Origin of the sequence: Nonomuraea sp. C10 (assembly GCF_008017515.1) — a bacterium.
GTDB classification, from domain to species: Bacteria; Actinomycetota; Actinomycetes; order Streptosporangiales; family Streptosporangiaceae; genus Nonomuraea; species Nonomuraea ferruginea.
This window is the reverse complement of sequence record NZ_VPFF01000001.1, coordinates 149,194-167,356: the sequence shown is the minus strand read 5'-3', so window position 1 is coordinate 167,356 and position 18,163 is coordinate 149,194. Positions and strand designations below refer to the sequence as shown.

The following is an 18,163-nucleotide window of genomic DNA, read 5'->3' as shown; positions in this document are numbered from 1 at the left end:
CTCAACCCACCCGCCGACCGCCCCGACAAACGCCGAAAAATCGCTTTATAAAGGTACGATTCCGCGCCCGTACGAGAGAAAATCTTGCGGATCTCGCGTGACCGATAACCCGCGCCCCTATAGTGGGCGCACACCACGGCGCGTGACGCAGAGTCGTCAGTAAGCGACTATCCGCACACACTTCAGGGAGACTCGCCTCATGAGCCTGCCGCCGGACCGTCCGGTTCACCGTTCCGGCGCCGAACTGGGAGACCATCTCGCCCTGCTCCGCCGGCGCTGGCTGCTGTTCCTGGGATGCTTCCTCGCGGGCGGCACCGTGGGGCTGGCGATCATGCGCGTCACCCCGCCCGCCTACACGGCCACCACCTACGTGCTGGTCACCTCGGTGGGCGTCCCGGAGCCCGGCAACCAGGTGACCAGCCGGCAGCGCGAGCAGCTCAACCTCGACACCGAGGCGCAGATCGCCCAGTCGGCGGTGGTCGCCACCAGGGCCGCCGCGCAGGCGGGCACCGCCGACCTCGAACCCGTCGAGGTGTCCGTCCCGCCCAACTCGTCGGTGCTGACGATCTCGGTCACCGCCGCCGAGCCCGGCGACGCCGCGCTGCAGTCACGGGCGTACGCGCAGGCCTACCTGGAACACCGCGCCGACAGCGCGCGCGCGGAGATCGCGGCGCAGCAGCAGCTCGTGGCCGTCAAGCTGCGGCAGGCGAACGCCGCCCTGTCCACGGTCATAGGCGAGCTGCCCGCGCTGCCCAGAGGAGGCCCCGAGCACACCCGCGCGGCGCTCCGGCAGACCGTGCTCTCCCGGCAGGTCGCCGTGCTGACCCAGAAGTACGACGCGCTCAAGACGGTCACGGTGACGCCCGGAGAGGTCATCAGCGCCGCCACCCCTCCCCAGGACCCCAGCTCGCCCAGCCTGCCGCTGCACCTCGGGTCGGGCCTCATGGCCGGGCTGCTGATCGGGGCGGCGGCCGCGCAGGCGCGCGACCGGCTCGACACCCGGCTGCGCACGGCGGCCGACGTCGAACGGCTGACCGGGCTGCCCGTGCTGGCCGACGTGACCCGCCCGCTCGACCACGGCGCGCTGCACGAGCTGTCTTCGGCCGTGCTCGCCTCGTGCCCCGGCAAGCGGCTGCTGGTCAAGGCGGTCCCCCCGGCGCTCGGCGGCACGCCGGTGGCCGTGCCCCTGGCCGCGAACGTGCCGCTGGCCGTGCTCGACGGCACCGACGTGGGCGACCTGGCCAGAGCGGACGCGGCGCTCCTGCTGATCGGCCTCGACGGGGCCGACGCCTCCGACGTGGCCTCCGTCGTACGGCTGCTCAGCAGGCAGAGCGTGCCCATCATCGGCGCGGTCACCACGACCGACCTGACGCCCGAGCCTGTCCGGGCGCCGCGCGGCCAGCACACCTCGCTCGGCAAGCTCGTCGCCAGCGGCGAGATCGAGACGGGCATCGGCGCCAGGACCACCGCGCCCATGCACCCGATGCGGCGGCCCCCCGGCTCGGCGACGTGAGAGGACCCGCATGGCCCGTCGCGGCGCTGCTGCTCGGCTACCCGCTCTGGTGGGCGCTGGGGTTCGGCGGGCTGTCGGTGGTCGTGCTGGCCGTGCCCATGGCGGTCATCCTGTGGCGGCGCAGGCCGGTCAGGGTGCCGCCCGGCTTCGGGCTGTGGGTGCTGCTGATCGCCGGCTACCTGCTGAGCGGCCTGATGCTGGACGAGATGCCGCCCGGCACCTACGGCGAGCTCGGCGCGGGCCGGCTGATCGGCTACGGGATGCGCCTGGCGCTGTACGTGGCGGCCCTGATCCTGGTGGTCTACCTGGGCAACCTCACCGAGCGGGAGCTGCCGCAGCTGCGGCTGGTGCGGATGCTCGGCGTGCTGTTCCTCACGGCGGTGGCGGGCGGGCTGCTCGGCGTGTTCGTGCCCGGCCTCTCCTTCACCTCCCCGCTGGAGCTGGTGCTGCCCGACTGGATCTCCGAGCACCCGTTCGTGCAGAACCTCGTCCATCCGACCGCCGGGCAGACGCAGAAGGTGCTCGGCCACGCGCTTCCCAGGCCGGAGGCGCCCTTCGAGTGGGCGAACGCCTGGGGCGGCAACCTGTCGGTGCTGCTCATCTGGTTCGTGGTCGGCTGGTGGGTGTACGGCTCGCGCCGCCGCCGGATGCTGGCCGTGGCGCTGGTGGCGGTGGCGGCCGTGCCGATCGTGTACTCGCTCAACCGGGGGCTGTGGATCGCGCTCGGGCTGGCCGTGCTCTATCTCGCCCTCCGGGTGGGCGGCCGGACCCGGATGGCGCTCTGCGCGGTGACGGCCGCCGCGGCGCTGGCGTTCGTGCTCAGCCCGCTCGCTCCTTTGGTGGCGAAGCGGCTGGACAGCCCGCACTCCAACGACATCCGGGCCTTCACCGTCTCGGCCACCGTCGCGGCGACGGGCCACTCCCCCGTCATCGGCTACGGCAACACCCGGCGCGCCATGGGCAGCCATCGTTCGATCACCACCGGCAAGACCTCGTGGTGCCCCGGCTGCGGCCACCCGCCGCTGGGCAGCGACGGTCAGCTCTGGCTGCTGCTGATCTCGCAGGGGCTCACCGGGGCGGTGCTCTACGTGGCGTTCTTCGCCGGGGCGATCCGCCGCCACTGGGCCGACCGCTCGCCGATCGGGCTGGCCGGGGTGCTGGTGATGTGCCTGGTCCTCTTCTACATGCTCGTCTACGACGGCCTGGTCACGCCGCTGAGCCTCTACGCGATCTCGTTCGCGCTGCTGTGGAGGAACACCTCATGAACGACGCCCGGATTCGGCTGATCTACCTGGCCGGCACGATCGACCTGCTCTACCCCGGCCCCGGCGGGCAGCGCGCCTACACCCTGCTGCCGCACGCCCGGCTGCCGCGCCGGCTGGCGCCGCGCCGCTGGTGGCATCCGGGCCGGCCGCTCGCGCTGCCCACGCACGGGTCGATCGCCGAGCATCTGGGCGAGGTGTTCGGCGCCCCGGTGGAGACCGTGGTGCACGTACGGCCCGCGCGCCGGGCCAACCGTAAGCCGGTGCTGGAGGCGTACCGCGGGGGCGAGCGGATCGCGTACGTGAAGATCGGCGACACCGCGCGGAGCCGCGCCCTGGTCGCCAACGAGGCCGCCGCGCTGGACCGGCTCGCCGGCCGGGCGCTGAAGACCGTCGTCGTGCCCTCGGTGCTCCACCACGGGAGCTGGCACGGTCTCACCGTGCTGGCGCTGTCGCCGCTGCCGGTGCGCCGGGGGCGGGTGCCCGCCTCGCTGCTGACCCGCGCGGTCGAGGAGATCGCGGCCACCGGCGACGCCGGCGGGCACGCCTGGCACGGCGACCTCTCACCGTGGAACCTCGCGCCCTCCGGTGACGGGCGGCTGCTCGTGTGGGACTGGGAACGGTACGAGACCGGCGTCCCGTACGGGTTCGACGCCCTGCACCACCTCTTCCAGCGGGCGCTGCGGCGCATGGACCCGGCCACGGCGGCGCGTGCCTGCCTGGCCCGGTCGGGGCGGACGCTGGCCCCGCTCGGTCTGTCGGCGGCGCAGGCCAGGCAGACGGCGCTGCGCTACCTGATCGCGCTGGCCGACCGGCACGCCGCCGACGGCCACGAGCCGCTCGGCCCGCCGGGCGACTGGCTGAACCCCCTCGTCGACTATCAGGAGGCCCTGCTGTGAAGACCGCGAAGCAGACGGCGCTGTCCGTGTCCAGGACCACCGGGCGGATGACCTCCGCCGCGCGGATCCTGCCGTCGTTCCTCATCATGGGCGCCCAGCGGTGCGGCACGACCTCGATGTACCGGGCGCTCGCGCAGCATCCGCTGCTCTACAAGCCGGTGCTGCGTAAGGGCGTGCACTACTTCGACACCGACTACTGGCGCGGGCTGCAGTGGTACCGGGCGCACTTCCCGCTGAAGGTCGGCACGGCGCTGCTCACCCGCCGGTTCGGCGGGCTTCCGCAGGCGTTCGAGTCGTCGCCCTACTACCTGTTCCACCCGCTGGCGGCCGAGCGCATCGCCGCCGATCTGCCGGGGGTGAAGCTGATCGTGCTGGTGCGCGACCCGGTCGAGCGGGCCTGCTCGGCGCACGCGCACGAACTGGCCCGCGGGTTCGAGACCGAGGAGAGCTTCGAGCGGGCGCTGGAGCTGGAGGAGGAGCGGGTGGCCGGGGCCGAGGAGCTGCTGCGGACCGGCCCGCACGCCGTGCACCACGCCCACCGCCACCTCGCCTACCTGGCCCGCGGCCGCTACGCCGACCAGCTCGAACGGTTGGAGCCGCTGTTCGGGCGGGAGCGGATCATGGTGATCGACAGTCACCGGTTCTTCGCCGAGCCCGAGCCCGTCTACGACCGGCTGCTGCGTTTCCTCGGCGTGGCGCGGTTCGGTTACCCGGGCTTCTCCCGGCACAACTGGCGGCCGCGGCCCAAGCAGCTGCCCGACTCGCTGCGGCGGGAGCTCATGGACGGGTTCGAGGAGCACGACCGGAGGTTGGTCCGCTGGCTGGGCGGTGAGCCGTCGTGGCGGTGCTGAGACGGGTCGCCCGGGGCGGGCTGGCCGGGGTCACCGGGGCGGCGGTGGGGGCGCTGGCGCAGTTCCTCCTGGTCGTGGTGGTGACCAGGGCCTATCCGGTGGAGGTCGCCGGGGCGTTCTTCACCTCGATCGCGCTGGCGCTGATGGTGGCCGGGGTGGCGAAGCTGGACGCGGGGAACGGGCTGGTGTTCTTCATCGCCCGCGCCGAGACCTACGGATATCACGGCGTTTCGGGATATGTCAGGGCGGCGTTGGTGCCGGTGGCGGTCGTCGCGACCGCCACCGGCCTCCTGCTGTGGCCGGTGCTCGGCGTGCTCGCGCTCGTGCCGCCCGCCATCGCCGTGGCCGACGTGCTGCTCGCCGCCTGCCGGGGCTTCGGCTCGATGCGCCCGACGGTGCTGCTGGACGGGGTGCTGCTGCCGCTCTCCCAGCTCGCCCTGGTCGCGGCCGCGGCCCTGGCCGGGCTCTCCGGCGCCTCGCTCCCCCTCGCCTGGGCGCTCCCGTACCTGCCCGTCGTGGCGCTGGCGGCGCTCGCCCTGCGCGGCCGGGCGCCGCGCACCCCCTACCTGCCGGGAACGGCACGCGACCTGTGGCGGCACACCGCGCCCCGGTCGGCGGCGGGCGCGATCCAGGCGGTGTTCCAGCGGCTCGACATCGTGATCGTGGCCGCGCTCGGCGGCCCGGTCCAGGCCGCCGTCTACACCGCCGCCACCCGGTTCAAGGTCGTCGGCCAGCTCGCCGGCCAGGGCCTCGCCCAGGCCGCCCAGCCCCGCCTGGTGAAGGCGCTGGCCGACGGCGACCTGTCCAGGGTCAGGGAGCTCTACCAGGTGACGACCATGTGGCTGGTGCTGGCGACCTGGCCGATCTGGCTCGGGTACGCCGTGCTGGCGCCGTGGCTGCTGCGCGTCTTCGGTCCCGGCTACGCCTCGGCGGTGCCGGTGGCGCTGGTGCTGGCGGCCACGATGATGGCGGCGACGGGGTGCGGCATGGTCGACGTGGTGCTCACCGCGGCCGGCCACACCACCGCCAGCCTGCTCAACCTCACCGCCGCCGTCACCTGCACACTCGCGCTGGACCTGGCGCTGATCCCCTCTCACGGCGCGCTGGGGGCGGCGATCGGCTGGGCGGGCGGCGTGCTGGTCAAGAACGCGCTGCCGCTCTGGCAGCTCCACCACCGCTACGGCCTGCGCCCGTTCGGCCGCCACAGCCTGGCCGCGCTCCGCCCGCGCACCTGGGCGGCGGCGTGAGCGGCCCGCCCGTGCTGGTCACCGGGCTGCCCAGGAGCGGGACGAGCTGGACGGGCAAGATGCTGGCGGCCGGCGGTGAGCTGGTCTACGTGAACGAGCCGCTCAACCCGCAGCACCCGCCCGGCCGCTGCCCCGGAGTCCTGCGCGCCCGGGTCTCGCACCGCTTCCAGTACATCTGCGACGACAACTCCGCCGCCTGGCTGCCCGCCTTCCGCGCCACCGTGGCCCTGCGCTACGGCTGGGCCGCCGAACTCCGGGTCAACCGCACGCCGTACGATCTGGCGCGCATGGTCCGGTACGGTGCCGCGTTCACCCTCGGGCAGCTGACGGGGCGGCGGGCGCTGCTGGACGACCCGTTCGCGGTGCTGTCGTCGGCCTGGTTCGCCGAGCGGCTGGGGTGCCGGGTGATCGCCCTGGTCCGCGACCCGGTGGCGTTCGTGGCGAGCTGGCAGCGGCTCGGCTGGACGATCTACTTCCACGAGCTGCTCGAACAACCGCTGCTCGTCCGCGACCACCCCGAGGTGCTGCGCCTGCGCGCCCTGGTCGGCTCTCAGGACCGGGTGGCCAAGGCGGCGGCGCTGTGGCGGGTGACGCGCACGATCCTGTCGCGCGTCCCCGGCATCCTGGTGACCTCCTACGACGACCTGGCCGCCGACCCGGTGCCGGGCTTCCGCGACCTGTACGGGTACGCCGGCCTGCGCTGGAGCCCCGCCGCCGAACGCCGGATCGTCCAGGCGTGCACCGGCGGCGGCCCGCCCGCCGGCGGCTTCGCCTGGTCGGGTCTCTCGCGCACGGCGTACCGTCCCATGGACTCCCGCCTCGCCGCCCGCTCCGGCTCCCGCGGCCTCACCGAGGCGGAGATCGCCCGCGTCCGGGAGCTGACCGGCCCGGAGACGACCACCGTCCGAGCTTGAGCCGCCCCGGCCGCTACGCGCGCCGTCCGCGCGGCAGGCAGCGGCGCAGCGCGCTCGTGGCGAGCAGGCGCGCGGCGAAGGGCAGGTCGTCCACCAGGTAGCGCCTGGCCAGCCGCCGGGGCTCGGTCATGAGCCGGTGCAGCCACTCCAGCCCTCGGCGGCGCATCCAGGCGGGCGCGCGCGACACCGTCCCGGCCGCGAACCCGATGGCCGCCCCGCACCCCAGGAACCACGCCTCGGGCAGGTCGCGCCGCAGCTCGGCGATGAGGAGGTCCTGCCGGGGGAACCCGAAGCCGGCGAACACGATCGCCGGCCGCGCCGCCACGACCTTCCGCCGCACCCGCTCCCGTCCCTCCGCCGTCCGGTCGAACCCGTACGGCGGCGCGTCCACCCCGCGCACCTCCAGGCCGGGACAGCGCCGCGCCAGCTCCCGGGCCGCCGCCTCGGCCACTCTCGGCGGCCCGCCCAGCAGGTAGACCGGCCAGCCGGCGCGCGCCGCCATCGCGCTCAACGACCAGATCAGATCCGCTCCCGTCACCCGCCCCGGCAGCGGCGTCCCGCGCAGCCGCGCCGCCCACACCAGCGGCATCCCGTCGGCCACCACCACGTCGGCCCCCGCCACGAGCTCGGCGAGCCCCGGATCCCGTCGCACGGCCCGGCAGATGTCCACGTTGGGCGTCACGATCCGCCCTCCGCGCCCCGCCGCCAGCTCGCCGGCCACCCACGCCACGACCTCGTCCTCGCCGACGGGGTCGATCCCCACCCCGCCCACGACCACCCTCGGCGCACGAGGCGGCGCCGCTCCGTGGACGCGGGTCTTCGGGGTCTCCGGCGTACGGGACCGGGTCTGGGCGGTCAAATGCCACGTCCTCGCTGGTGAAGGAGGGAGAGGACCGCGGAGGCCGGCAGGAGACCGGCGGCGACGGCCAGGGCCAGCAGGGCGCGGGGTTCGGCGGGGCGGGCGGCCCAGGTGCGGGCGGCCCAGCGGGCGGCGGCGCGGCGGCGGCGCAGGGCGGCGTGGGCGAAGGCCAACTGGCCGTAGATCCGGGCGGCGCCTCGGGAGTCGCCGGTCAGCTCGGGATGGCGGGCCAGCATCCACTCCAGCCCGGCGATCCGGTCGGACCAGCGGGAGGCGTAGTGGGAGCCGCCCCAGCGGACGCGGACCAGCGGCCGGTCGGCGCAGGCGATCGGGCGGCTCTTGGCGGCACGCAGGGCGAGGTCCCAGTCCTCGTTCTGGCCGCCGGGCGCGCTCTCGTCCACCCAGATCACCCCGCGCCTGAAGAGGAACGTCGAGGAGTGCACCATCACCATCCGCGACCTCACCAGGTCGGCCGCCGTCACCGTCTCGGTCCCGGCCTGCCTGGGCACCACCCGGCCGCCGTACTCGACCTCGATCCCGCAGCTCGCGAACCACGCCCCGGCGTCCATCGCCGCCACCTGGGCGGTCAGCTTGCCCGGCAGCCACACGTCGTCGTCGTCGCAGAAGGCGACCAGGTCGCTGCCGCACGCGGCGATCCCGGTGTTGCGCGCCCCGGGCAGCCCGGGGCTGAGCCGGTTGGGCAGGACGCGCACCGGCAGCCCCGCCACCTGGTCCTCCACCACGCGGACGTCGACCCCGTCCGCGACCACCACCACCTCGCACGCCCCCGCGTAGTCCTGCGCCAGCACCCCCTGGACGGCCTCCCGCAACCACTCACTCCGGTCGCCCCGGGTGCAGATCACGACACCGACCGACGGGGCGGAGCCACCCCTCCAAGGGCCTCCCGGTGAAGCTGTCATGTCGCGCTCCCGTACCCGTAGCGGGCTCTGAGCGGCCAGGTGAGGGCGGCGACCAGGCTCTGGCGGCGGCGCGGCAGCCCGTGGCGCCAGGTGTCGTCGCGGGAGAGCTCGATCGGCCCCGCCCCGAACCGCATCGGGTTGCCGGACGCCGTGTGGGCGGTGGTCAGGTGGGCGGTGGTGCCGTGCAGGAAGGGCAGCCGGGACGGCGGCAGCCCCAGCTCGCCGGCCAGCGCCCCGAGCGTGTCGCCGGGCGCCGCCACCAGGTCCTCGTAGCGGACCCGGGTGACGCGGGCGCCACGGCGGGCGAGCAGCTCCAGGGCGAGGTTCTGGGCCGTCCAGTGGACGGCGGTGCGCACGGGACCCCAGCGGGTCATCGGCCTGCCGTTCTCCGGGCGCTCGACAGTCCTGCCCCAGGAGTGGGCGACGGCGCGCGGCTCGCGCACGACCTGGACGATGTGCGGGTCCAGCCCGCCTTCGAGCAGGCAGTACGCGAGCGAGGCATGCTTGCTGGAGTCGACCACCAGCCCGGCTCCCGCGACGCCTGCCGCGGCCTCGTAGAGCAGGCGGTAGGCCCGGACGTACTCGGGGAGGTCGGCGTGGGCGCGGCCGAGCCGGCGCGTGCGGTCGACCCGGCGGCGCAGCGCCATCACCCGCCCGGCCAGCCCGGGAGTCCACCCCCCGAAGGCCCTCTCCCCCACCTGCCGCCAGAACGGGCAGGCCGGGAACGCCCGCCCGCACCCGCACGGCTCACCGGCCAGCACACCCCGCTCCCACAGGTGCACCACCTCACCGAGCGGCGCCACCCCCGGCAGCTCGCCGAGCAGGCGTTCGAGCAGGGTGGTGCCACTGCGGCCGAGGCCGCCCAGGAAGATCACACGTGGGGTCACGGACGGAGCTCCACCTCGCGGACACGGAACGTGGAGACTCTAGCGCGGAGAGTAATCGTACGATCGCGAAACGTAAAAAGGATCTACCCACCGCGACAGAAAGCCCGGGCCTTCGGCGGAAGGCCCGGGCCGCTCTGTCGGCGCGACGTGAAGGTCAGCGGGAGTCGATGATCATGCCGGCGCCGACCGTGCCGTTGGTGGACTCGTCGATCAGGATGAAGCCGCCGGTGAGGCGGTTGCGCCCGTAGTCGTCGACGAACAGCGGCTGGGTGACCCGCAGCGTGACGCGGCCGATCTCGTTGAGGCCCAGCGAGGTGGCCTCCTCGTCACGGTGGAGCGTGTTGACGTCGAGGCGGTACTGCAGGTCGCGCACCAGCGCGCGGGCCGTGCGGGTGGTGTGCTTGATGGCGAACTTGGAGCGCGGCGCCAGCTTCGCCCCGTCGCCCATCCAGCAGATCATCGCCTCCAGGTCCTGGGCGACCTGCGGCTGGTTGTTGGGCCGGGCGATCATGTCGCCGCGCGAGATGTCGAGGTCGTCCTCGAAGCGCAGCGTCACCGACATGGGCGGGAACGCCTCCTCCACCGGCCCGTCGAAGGTGTCGATGGCGGCGATCCGGGTGGTGAGCCCGGACGGCAGGTGGACGACCTCGTCGCCGGGCTTGAGCACGCCGCCGGCCACCTGGCCGGCGTAGCCGCGGTAGTCGTGGAAGGCGTGGTCGGTGGCCTTCTGCGGCCGGATCACGTACTGCACCGGGAAGCGCACGTCGACCAGGTTGCGGTCGGAGGCGATGTGCACGTTCTCCAGGTGGTGGAGCAGCGAGGAGCCCTGGTACCAGGGCATGTTCTCGGAGCGGGACACCACGTTGTCGCCGTGCAGCGCCGAGATGGGGATGAACGTCAGGTCGCCCACGTTGAGCTTCGAGGCGAAGGCGGTGAACTCCTCGCGGATCTCCTCGAAGCGGTCCTCGGAGTAGCCGACGAGGTCCATCTTGTTGACCGCGAGGACCAGGTGGGGCACCCGCAGCAGCGAGGCCAGGAAGGCGTGGCGGCGCGACTGCTCCAGCAGGCCCTTGCGGGCGTCGATCAGGATGATCGCCAGGTCGGCGGTGGAGGCGCCGGTCACCATGTTGCGGGTGTACTGGATGTGACCCGGGGTGTCGGCGATGATGAACTTGCGGCGCGGCGTCGCGAAGTAACGGTAGGCCACGTCGATGGTGATGCCCTGCTCCCGCTCGGCGCGCAGGCCGTCGGTGAGCAGCGACAGGTCGGTGTATTCGGTGCCGCGGTCGCGGGAGGTGCGCTCGACGGCTTCGAGCTGGTCCTCGAAGATCGCCTTGGAGTCGAACAGGAGCCGCCCGATCAGGGTGGACTTGCCGTCGTCGACGCTCCCCGCAGTGGCAAAGCGAAGAATGTCCATTAGAAGTAGCCCTCCCGCTTGCGGTCCTCCATGGCGGCCTCCGAGGCGCGGTCGTCGGCCCTGGTGGCCCCGCGCTCGGTGATCCGGGTGACCGCGATCTCCTCGATGATCTCCTCGACCGTGGCGGCCTTCGACTGCACGGCGCCCGTGCAGGTCATGTCGCCTACGGTGCGGTAGCGTACGACGGCCTCGAAGAGCGGCTCGTCGTCGCCGCGCTGGACCACGTCGCTGTCGGGCAGCAGCATGCCGTCGCGCTCGAAGACCTTGCGCGTGTGGGCGAAGTAGATGGAGGGGATCTCGATGCCCTCACGCCGGATGTAGTCCCAGACGTCGAGCTCGGTCCAGTTGGACAGCGGGAAGACCCGGATGTGCTCGCCCCTGCGGATGCGGGCGTTGTAGAGGTTCCACAGCTCGGGGCGCTGGCTCTTCGGGTCCCACTGGCCGAAGTCGTCGCGGAAGGAGAACACCCGCTCCTTCGCCCTGGCCTTCTCCTCGTCGCGCCGGGCGCCGCCGAAGACGGCGTCGAACTCGTGCTCCTCGATGGCGTCGAGCAGGGGGACGGTCTGGATCCGGTTGCGGGAGGCCCGCCTGCCGGTGTCCTCGGTGACCCGCCCGCTGTCGATGGCGTCCTGGACGCTCGCCACGACGAGGCGGGCGCCGAGCTCGGCGGCCCGCCGGTCGCGGAACTCGATCACTTCCTCGAAGTTGTGGCCCGTGTCGACGTGCATCAGCGGGAACGGGATGGGCGCGGGCCAGAACGCCTTCTCGGCGATGCGTAGCATGACGATCGAGTCTTTACCGCCGGAGAAGAGCAGACAGGGTCGCTCGAATTCGGCCGCCACCTCGCGCATGATGTGCATGGCCTCGGCTTCGAGTACGTCGAGCTGCGACGTCGTGTAGTCGCGCTGGAGCATGAGGGTCTTCCTCCGGCGGTTCAGCGGTGCAGGTCCCGGATCCCGGCGAGCAGTGATCGCGCCAAGTCGGGTAGGGAAACCAGGATATCGGGTAGTGAGGGGTCGGCTTGGTTATAGACCGGGGGCGTGCCGTCGATGCGGCTGGCGTGCGCCCCGGCGGCGAGCGCGACGGCCACCGGGGCGGCGGAGTCCCACTCGTACTGGCCGCCGGCGTGCACGTAGGCCTCGACCTCTCCGGTCAGCACGGCGGAGATCTTCGCGCCCGCCGATCCGATGGGCACCAGGTCTGCGCCGACGTGGTCGGCCAGCCGCCGCACGAACTCCGGCGGGCGGGTGCGGCTCACCGCGATGCGGAAGCGGCCCTCGGGGGCGGCGGGCAGCTTGGGCGGCTCGGCCGTGGTGAGCGTGCGGCCCTGGGCGGGCAGGGCGACGGCGCCGGCCGCCAGCCGGCCCCGCTCCCACAGCGCGACGTGCACGGCCCAGTCGGCGCGGCCCTCCTCGGAGAACTCGCGGGTGCCGTCGAGCGGGTCGACGATCCACACCCGGTCGGCGCTCAGCCTGCGCGGGTCGAGCCGCTCCTCACGGGTGGCCTCCTCCGACAGGACGCTGTCGTCGGGCCTGAGCCGGGCCAGCGCCTCCATCAGGAACTCGTGGGCGGCCCTGTCGCCCTTCGCGCGCAGCGCGCCGGGGTCGCCGAACCCCTCGCGCTCGCGGACCGCCAGCAGGAGAGCTCCCGCCTCGGTCGCCAGATCGGCTGCGACGGTGTGGTCGTCGCGATTCGTCATCAATATGCTCCTTGCCCACGTGCGACGGCCGACCAAGTCTTCCACAGGATCTGGAGATCGAGCGTGAGCGACCAGTTCTCCACGTAACGCAGGTCCAGTCGGACGGATTCCTCCCAGGACAGGTCGGACCGGCCCTTCACCTGCCAGAGCCCGGTCAGCCCCGGGCGGACGAGCAGCCTCCTGCGCACGTCGTCACCGTAGCGCGCCACCTCCTCGGGCAGCGGCGGACGCGGCCCGACCAGCGACATGTGGCCGAGCAGCACGTTGATGAGCTGGGGCAGCTCGTCGAGCGAGTAGCGGCGCAGGTAGACGCCGAGCGGGGTCACCCGGGGGTCGTGGCGGACCTTGAACAGCGGGCCGTCGCCGTCGCTGACCAGTGTGAGCTTCTGCCGCTCCGACCCGCGCCGCATGGTGCGGAACTTCAGGATGGTGAAGAGCCGGCCGTCGCGCCCCACCCGCGTCTGGCGGAACAGGGCCCGCCCCGGGCTGGTCGCGCGCACCGCGATCGCCAGCCCGGCCAGCAGCGGGGAAAGCAGCACCAGCAGCGAGGCGGCCACCAGGCGGTCGAACACGTTCTTGACGAGCTGGCGGGCGCCGGCCAGTTGCGGGTGCTCGACGTGCAGCAGCGGCAGCCCGGCCGCGGGCCTGATCGTGGTGCGCGGCCCGGCGACGTCCATCAGCGCCGGGGCCACCACCAGCTCCGTGTGGGTCGCCTCCAGCCGCCAGGCCAGCCGGCGCAGCGCCACACCGTCCATCTCGGGGCAGGCGAGCACGGCCACGGTGTCGGCCTGCACCTGGTCGACGACGAGCGGCACGTCGCTGAAGTGGCCGGCCACGGGCACCTGGGTCACGCCGCCGGGCGACGCGCCGTCGGGCAGGCAGGCCGCCACCACGTCGAGCCCGTGGTGGCGTTCCAGCCGGAACAGCCGCACCAGCTCGTCGATCGACGGCCCGTGGCCCACGGCCAGGACCCTGCGCATGCAGGCGCCTCCGGCCCTGCGCCGGTGCAGACTCCGGCGCAGCGCGTACCGGAACCCGAGCGTCAGCAGGGTGACCAGCGGCAGCGCGAGCACCACGTAGCCGCGGGCGACGTCGGCCTTGGTGAGGTACGAGCCGACGGCGAGGGCCGCGGTGAGCCCGACGCCGCACCGCACGATTCTCTGGAACTCCTCGGAGCCGATGCCGATCATGCGCGGCTCGTACGCCCTGTTGAGCGCGACCGCGCACACCCACACCGCCGGCAGCACCGCGCTGAGCAGGAGGTACGGCAGCGCGTAGGCGGTGACGTCGCCGAACCTGCAGCAGAAGGCGGCGGTGGCGGCGAGGCAGGCGGCGAGCAGGTCGGCGGCCATGGCGCGGATCTGGTAGCCGCGCACCCAGGTGGGCCGCCTGGGCCCCGCAGGCCAGGCGAGGGAAGGGCCGGCTTCGACGACGGCCAGCCCTTCGCCACGAGATCCCTCACGCACGCGCCCTCCCCGTGACCGATAGTTGACACACAGTCACCAGATCGTAGCGGTGGGTGAGGGGCGCCGCCCGCGAACGTCTCTATGCGGGGATCAGCGAGGAGGGCCGGAAATCTTGAGATCTGACCGGTGGAAGTCGTTCTGGGTGGCTTCGAGCCCGCGTTCCATCAGCGACTCGGCCACGTCGGCCGCCCGGTCGACGAGGAAGGGCAGGTCCTTGCGCTCGGCGGTGGCGAAGTCCTTCAGCACGAAGGCGGCGGGGTCCATGCGGCCGGGCGGGCGCCCGATGCCGAACCGGACCCGCAGGTAGTCGCGGGTGCCGAGGCTCTTGGTGATGGACTTGAGCCCGTTGTGGCCGTTGTCACCGCCGCCCAGCTTGGCGCGGAGCGCGCCGTACGGCACGTCGAGCTCGTCGTGCACCACGATGAGCCGGTCGGGCCCGATCTTGTAGAAGTCGGCGAGCGCCTTGACCGGCCCGCCGGAAAGGTTCATGTACGTCAGCGGCTTGGCCAGGACGGCGGCCCGCGTCTCCAGCGCCTCGGCCCGGCTCTTGTGCGCCTTGAACCGCCCGCCCGCACGGGCGGCCAGCTCGTCGAGCACCATGAAGCCCGCGTTGTGCCTGTTGCCCGCGTAGCCGGGACCGGGGTTGCCGAGCCCGACGATCAGCCAGCGGTCCATGTGTTCCTCTCAGAACGGGACGGGGCAGCGGGCGCACGGCCCGCTGCCCCGTCACCGGACGTCACTCGGCGGCGGCCTCGGCGGTCGCCGCTTCCTCGACCACGGGGCCCTCTTCCTCGGCCGGGGCCTCGGTCGGCTTGGCGATCACCTGGACGATCACGGTCTCCGGGTCGGCCTCCTTGAGCGAGGCGCCCTCCGGGAGCTGGATCTGGGCGGCGGTGATGGAGGCGCCGACCTCCATGCCCTCGACGTCGACCTCGACGCCGGTCGGGATGTTGGTGGCCTCGGCCTCGACCGACAGCGTGGTGAACTGCAGGTCGAGCAGGCCCTCGGGGTTGACGACGCCGACCGTGTTGACCGGGATCTCGACGGTGACCTTCTCGCCGCGCTTGACCAGGAGCAGGTCGACGTGCTCGACGAAGCCCTTGATCGGGTCGCGCTGGACGCCCTTGGGCAGCGCCAGCTCGTTGACGCCGTCGCCCTCCAGGCGGATCAGCACGTTGGCGGTGCGCAGCGCGAGGAGGACCTCGTGGCCGGGCAGCGTGAGGTGCTTGGGCTCGATGCCGTGCCCGTAGAGGACGGCGGGCACCTTGTTGTCACGGCGGATCTTGCGGGCGGCGCCCTTGCCGAACACGGTGCGCGGCTCGGCGGCGATACGGACTTCAGACACGACATCTCCTAGGGATGCAGAGATCGGATTACTGCGCTCCCCCTCACCCGCCCTAGCGGAAGGCGTTACGAGCGCAACCTGGTCAGTCTATAGCGTCGCGCGGCGGGCTCCGTCAGCGTCGGCTGCCGGGCCCGCCGCCGGTGGCTAGGAGTCGCCCTCGAACAGGCTGGTCACCGAGCCGTCGGTGAAGATCTCGGTGATGGCGCGGGCGATGAGCGGCGCGATCGACAGGACGGTCAGCTTGTCGAACTGCTTCTCCTGCGGCAGGGGCAGCGTGTTGGTGACGATGACCTCGGAGATGCGGGAGTTCTTCAGCCGGTCGACCGCGGGGTCGGAGAAGACCGCGTGGGTCGCGGCGACGATCACGTTGGTGGCGCCCTGCTCGTAGAGGGCGTCGGAGGCCTTGCAGATGGTGCCGGCGGTGTCGATCATGTCGTCGATCAGCACGCAGGTGCGGCCGCGCACCTTGCCGACGACCTCGTTGACCTTCACCGAGTTGGCCACGTCGAGGTCGCGGCGCTTGTGGATGAAGGCCAGCGGGGTGCCGAGCGTGTCGGCCCAGCGCTCCGAAAGCCGCACCCGGCCGGTGTCGGGCGAGACCACGGTGGTGTTGGCCAGGTCGAGCCGGTTCTTCAGGTGGCTCTCCAGCACCGGCATGGCGAACAGGTGGTCGACCGGGCCGTCGAAGAAGCCCTGTATCTGCGAGGTGTGCAGGTCGATCGACATGAGCCGGTCGGCGCCGGCGGTCTTGAACAGGTCGGCCATCAGCCGGGCGGTGATGGGCTCGCGGCCGCGGCCCTTCTTGTCCTGCCTGGCGTAGCCGAAGAACGGCATGACCACGGTGATGCGCTTGGCGGAGGCCCGCTTGAGCGCGTCGACCATGATGAGCTGCTCCATGATCCACTGGTTGATCGGCTCGGTGTGAGCCTGGATCACGAAGGCGTCGCAGCCTCGTACGGATTCGAGGTAGCGGGCGTAGATCTCGCCGTTGGCGAAGTCGGTCAGTTTGGTGGGGGTGAGGGAGACGCCGACGTGTTCGGCGATCTCCTCGGCCAGCGCCGGGTGCGCTCGCCCGGAGAAGAGCATGAGGTTCTTCTCTCCGGGCTGCTTGATGCTGGTCATGAGCCATTCTCCCGCTGTTGCTGCTCGGCCAGCGCCCGCTCGGCGGCCGCTGCCGACTTCGTGCCCGCGCGCCTGCGCAAGACCCATTTCTCGATGTTGCGCTGACGCGCTCTCGCCACCCCGATCGCCCCGGGTGGCACGTCGCCGTCGATGACCGAGCCGGCCGCCGTGTAGGCGCCGTCGCCGATCGTCACCGGGGCGACGAGCATGGTGTCGCATCCCACGAAGGCGCCGTCGCCGACCGTGGTGCGGTGTTTCTCGACGCCGTCGTAGTTGACGAAGACCACGGCCGCGCCGATGTTGGCGCCGTCGCCGATGTCGGCGTCGCCGGCGTAGGTCAGGTGTGGCACCTTGGACCCCTCGCCGACCTTGGAGTTCTTCATCTCGACGAAGGTGCCGGCCTTGGACCTGCGGCCGAGGACCGTGCCGGGGCGCAGGTAGCAGTAGGGGCCGACGCTGGCCTCCGGGCCGATCTCGGCCTGGTCGGCGACGGCGTTGCGCACGACGGCCCCGGCGCCGACGCGGGTGGCGGTCAGCGTGGTCGCGGGGCCGACCTCGGCGCCGGCCTCGACGAGGGTGCGGCCGTGGAGCTGGGTGCCCGGGTGGATGACGGCATCGGGCTCGATCACGACGTCCACGTCGACCCAGGTGGTGTCGGGGTCGACGACGGTGACGCCGGCGCGCATGTGGCGCTCCAGCAGCCGCCGGTTGAGCACCTTGCGGGCGAAGGCGAGCTGGACGCGGTCGTTGACGCCCTCGACCTCGGTGTGGTCGGCGACGGTGCAGGCGCCCACGCGGTGGCCGTCGCCGCGCAGGATCGCCAGCACGTCGGTGAGGTACTCCTCGCCCTGGGCGTTGTCGGTGGAGACCCGTTTGACGGCGTCGGCCAGCAGCTCGCCGTCGAAGGCGTAGATGCCGGAGTTCATCTCCCTGATCGCGCGCTGCTCCGCGCTCGCGTCCTTCTCCTCGACGATCTCCATGACGGCGCCGTCCGCGTCGCGCACGATGCGGCCGTAGCCGGTGGGGTCGGGGACCTCGGCGGTGAGCACGGTGACCGCGTTGCCGTCGGACTCGTGCCGCTCCAGCAGCTCGGCCATGGTCTCGGCGCGGAGCAGCGGGACGTCCCCGTACGTGACCAGGACCGTGCCGGAGATCGTGCCGACCTCCTCCAGGACGGTGCGGACGGCGTGGCCGGTGCCACGCTGCTCGCGCTGGACGACGGCGCGGGCGTCGGGGCTGGTGCGGGCGAGATGGCCGCCGACGCGTTCGAGCGCGTGGCCGATGACGACGACGAGCCGCTCGGGGCCGAGGTCACGGGCGGCGGCGAGCATGTGGTCGACCAGGGCTCGGCCGCACAGCTCGTGCAGGACCTTCGGGGTCTGGCTCTTCATCCGGGTGCCCTCGCCCGCGGCGAGGACGATGACTGCTGCCGGGCGCGGCACACTCACGGACTGAGGCTCCCTGTGGATTGATTGATCAGGGCAAAGGCGCGGCTACCGCACCGCCACCCTCCCGACACCGTGAGAATACCTGCCCGCCATGTGGCGCCCCTATGGGGGGAGCGGCGGTAAAGCTCCCGGAAGAGGATTCGAACCCCTACAAAGTGGACCAAAACCACTTGTCCTGCCGATTAGACGATCCGGGACCGGTCAGACGTCAGGCGCCCGACACATTCCTACGATACCGACCCCGCGCCCGGGTCCGCGCCCCGAATACCGGCTACACGCCGGGGCAGTCCGGCACATTGAGGTCTTCCTAACTT

At 72.6% G+C, this 18,163-nt stretch carries 17 protein-coding genes and 1 tRNA gene; 6 read left to right on the top strand and 12 right to left on the bottom strand.

Annotated elements, in window-relative coordinates:
- Positions 1-199: 199 nt before the first annotated feature.
- Genes FR742_RS00805 through FR742_RS00780 form a run of 6 tightly spaced genes read left to right on the top strand, consistent with a single transcriptional unit; the run spans position 200 to position 6,686 of the window.
- On the top strand, positions 200-1,513 hold the full coding sequence (locus FR742_RS00805; protein WP_148029121.1) for a Wzz/FepE/Etk N-terminal domain-containing protein: 1,314 nt from the start codon (positions 200-202) through the stop codon (positions 1,511-1,513).
- Complete coding sequence (locus FR742_RS00800; protein WP_148029120.1) at positions 1,510-2,778, top strand: hypothetical protein; 1,269 nt, start codon at positions 1,510-1,512, stop codon at positions 2,776-2,778. The genes FR742_RS00805 and FR742_RS00800 overlap by 4 nt, the downstream gene beginning before the upstream one ends.
- Positions 2,775-3,674, top strand: a complete 900-nt coding sequence (locus tag FR742_RS00795; RefSeq protein ID WP_148029119.1) for a hypothetical protein — start codon at positions 2,775-2,777, stop codon at positions 3,672-3,674. Before FR742_RS00800 ends, FR742_RS00795 begins: the two co-directional genes overlap by 4 nt.
- A complete protein-coding gene (locus tag FR742_RS00790; RefSeq protein WP_261808289.1) occupies positions 3,671-4,525 on the top strand; it encodes a sulfotransferase in 855 nt (284 codons plus the stop codon). The genes FR742_RS00795 and FR742_RS00790 overlap by 4 nt, the downstream gene beginning before the upstream one ends.
- Positions 4,513-5,772 carry a lipopolysaccharide biosynthesis protein gene (locus FR742_RS00785; protein ID WP_148029118.1) on the top strand — a complete coding sequence of 420 codons (1,260 nt, stop codon included), beginning with the start codon at positions 4,513-4,515 and terminating at the stop codon, positions 5,770-5,772. Before FR742_RS00790 ends, FR742_RS00785 begins: the two co-directional genes overlap by 13 nt.
- The gene (locus FR742_RS00780; protein WP_148029117.1) at positions 5,769-6,686 is read left to right on the top strand and encodes a sulfotransferase; all 918 of its coding nucleotides are present in this window, start codon (positions 5,769-5,771) and stop codon (positions 6,684-6,686) included. Before FR742_RS00785 ends, FR742_RS00780 begins: the two co-directional genes overlap by 4 nt.
- Before the next feature lie 13 nt (positions 6,687-6,699).
- Here the strand turns inward: FR742_RS00780 and FR742_RS00775 are convergent, their stop codons facing one another.
- The 12 genes from FR742_RS00775 to FR742_RS00720 all read right to left on the bottom strand — a co-directional run bounded on the left by FR742_RS00775 (position 6,700) and on the right by FR742_RS00720 (position 18,046).
- Positions 6,700-7,545, bottom strand: a complete 846-nt coding sequence (locus FR742_RS00775; RefSeq protein WP_148029116.1) for a WecB/TagA/CpsF family glycosyltransferase — start codon at positions 7,543-7,545, stop codon at positions 6,700-6,702.
- Entirely contained in the window at positions 7,542-8,465 is a 924-nt protein-coding gene (locus tag FR742_RS00770) for a glycosyltransferase (RefSeq protein WP_148029115.1), read from the bottom strand. Before FR742_RS00770 ends, FR742_RS00775 begins: the two co-directional genes overlap by 4 nt.
- Positions 8,462-9,352 carry a sulfotransferase gene (locus FR742_RS00765; protein WP_148029114.1) on the bottom strand — a complete coding sequence of 297 codons (891 nt, stop codon included), beginning with the start codon at positions 9,350-9,352 and terminating at the stop codon, positions 8,462-8,464. The genes FR742_RS00770 and FR742_RS00765 overlap by 4 nt, the downstream gene beginning before the upstream one ends.
- A 154-nt stretch (positions 9,353-9,506) precedes the next feature.
- On the bottom strand, positions 9,507-10,769 hold the full coding sequence (cysN, locus tag FR742_RS00760; RefSeq protein WP_148029113.1) for a sulfate adenylyltransferase subunit CysN: 1,263 nt from the start codon (positions 10,767-10,769) through the stop codon (positions 9,507-9,509).
- On the bottom strand, positions 10,769-11,683 hold the full coding sequence (gene cysD / locus FR742_RS00755; protein ID WP_148029112.1) for a sulfate adenylyltransferase subunit CysD: 915 nt from the start codon (positions 11,681-11,683) through the stop codon (positions 10,769-10,771). Before cysD ends, cysN begins: the two co-directional genes overlap by 1 nt.
- 20 nt (positions 11,684-11,703) lie before the next feature.
- Positions 11,704-12,468, bottom strand: a complete 765-nt coding sequence (locus FR742_RS00750; protein WP_187280932.1) for a 3'(2'),5'-bisphosphate nucleotidase CysQ — start codon at positions 12,466-12,468, stop codon at positions 11,704-11,706.
- A complete protein-coding gene (locus FR742_RS00745; protein WP_148034255.1) occupies positions 12,468-13,820 on the bottom strand; it encodes a sugar transferase in 1,353 nt (450 codons plus the stop codon). The genes FR742_RS00750 and FR742_RS00745 overlap by 1 nt, the downstream gene beginning before the upstream one ends.
- Before the next feature lie 204 nt (positions 13,821-14,024).
- Positions 14,025-14,609, bottom strand: a complete 585-nt coding sequence (gene pth / locus FR742_RS00740) for an aminoacyl-tRNA hydrolase (RefSeq protein ID WP_148029110.1) — start codon at positions 14,607-14,609, stop codon at positions 14,025-14,027.
- A 61-nt stretch (positions 14,610-14,670) separates the two neighbouring features.
- Entirely contained in the window at positions 14,671-15,279 is a 609-nt protein-coding gene (locus FR742_RS00735) for a 50S ribosomal protein L25/general stress protein Ctc (protein WP_148029109.1), read from the bottom strand.
- A 144-nt stretch (positions 15,280-15,423) separates the two neighbouring features.
- Entirely contained in the window at positions 15,424-16,401 is a 978-nt protein-coding gene (locus tag FR742_RS00730) for a ribose-phosphate diphosphokinase (protein ID WP_148029108.1), read from the bottom strand.
- Positions 16,398-17,849 carry a bifunctional UDP-N-acetylglucosamine diphosphorylase/glucosamine-1-phosphate N-acetyltransferase GlmU gene (gene glmU / locus FR742_RS00725; RefSeq protein ID WP_148029107.1) on the bottom strand — a complete coding sequence of 484 codons (1,452 nt, stop codon included), beginning with the start codon at positions 17,847-17,849 and terminating at the stop codon, positions 16,398-16,400. The genes FR742_RS00730 and glmU overlap by 4 nt, the downstream gene beginning before the upstream one ends.
- A gap of 125 nt (positions 17,850-17,974) precedes the next feature.
- Positions 17,975-18,046: transfer RNA gene (locus FR742_RS00720), tRNA-Gln, on the bottom strand.
- Between the last annotated feature and the right edge of the window lie 117 nt (positions 18,047-18,163).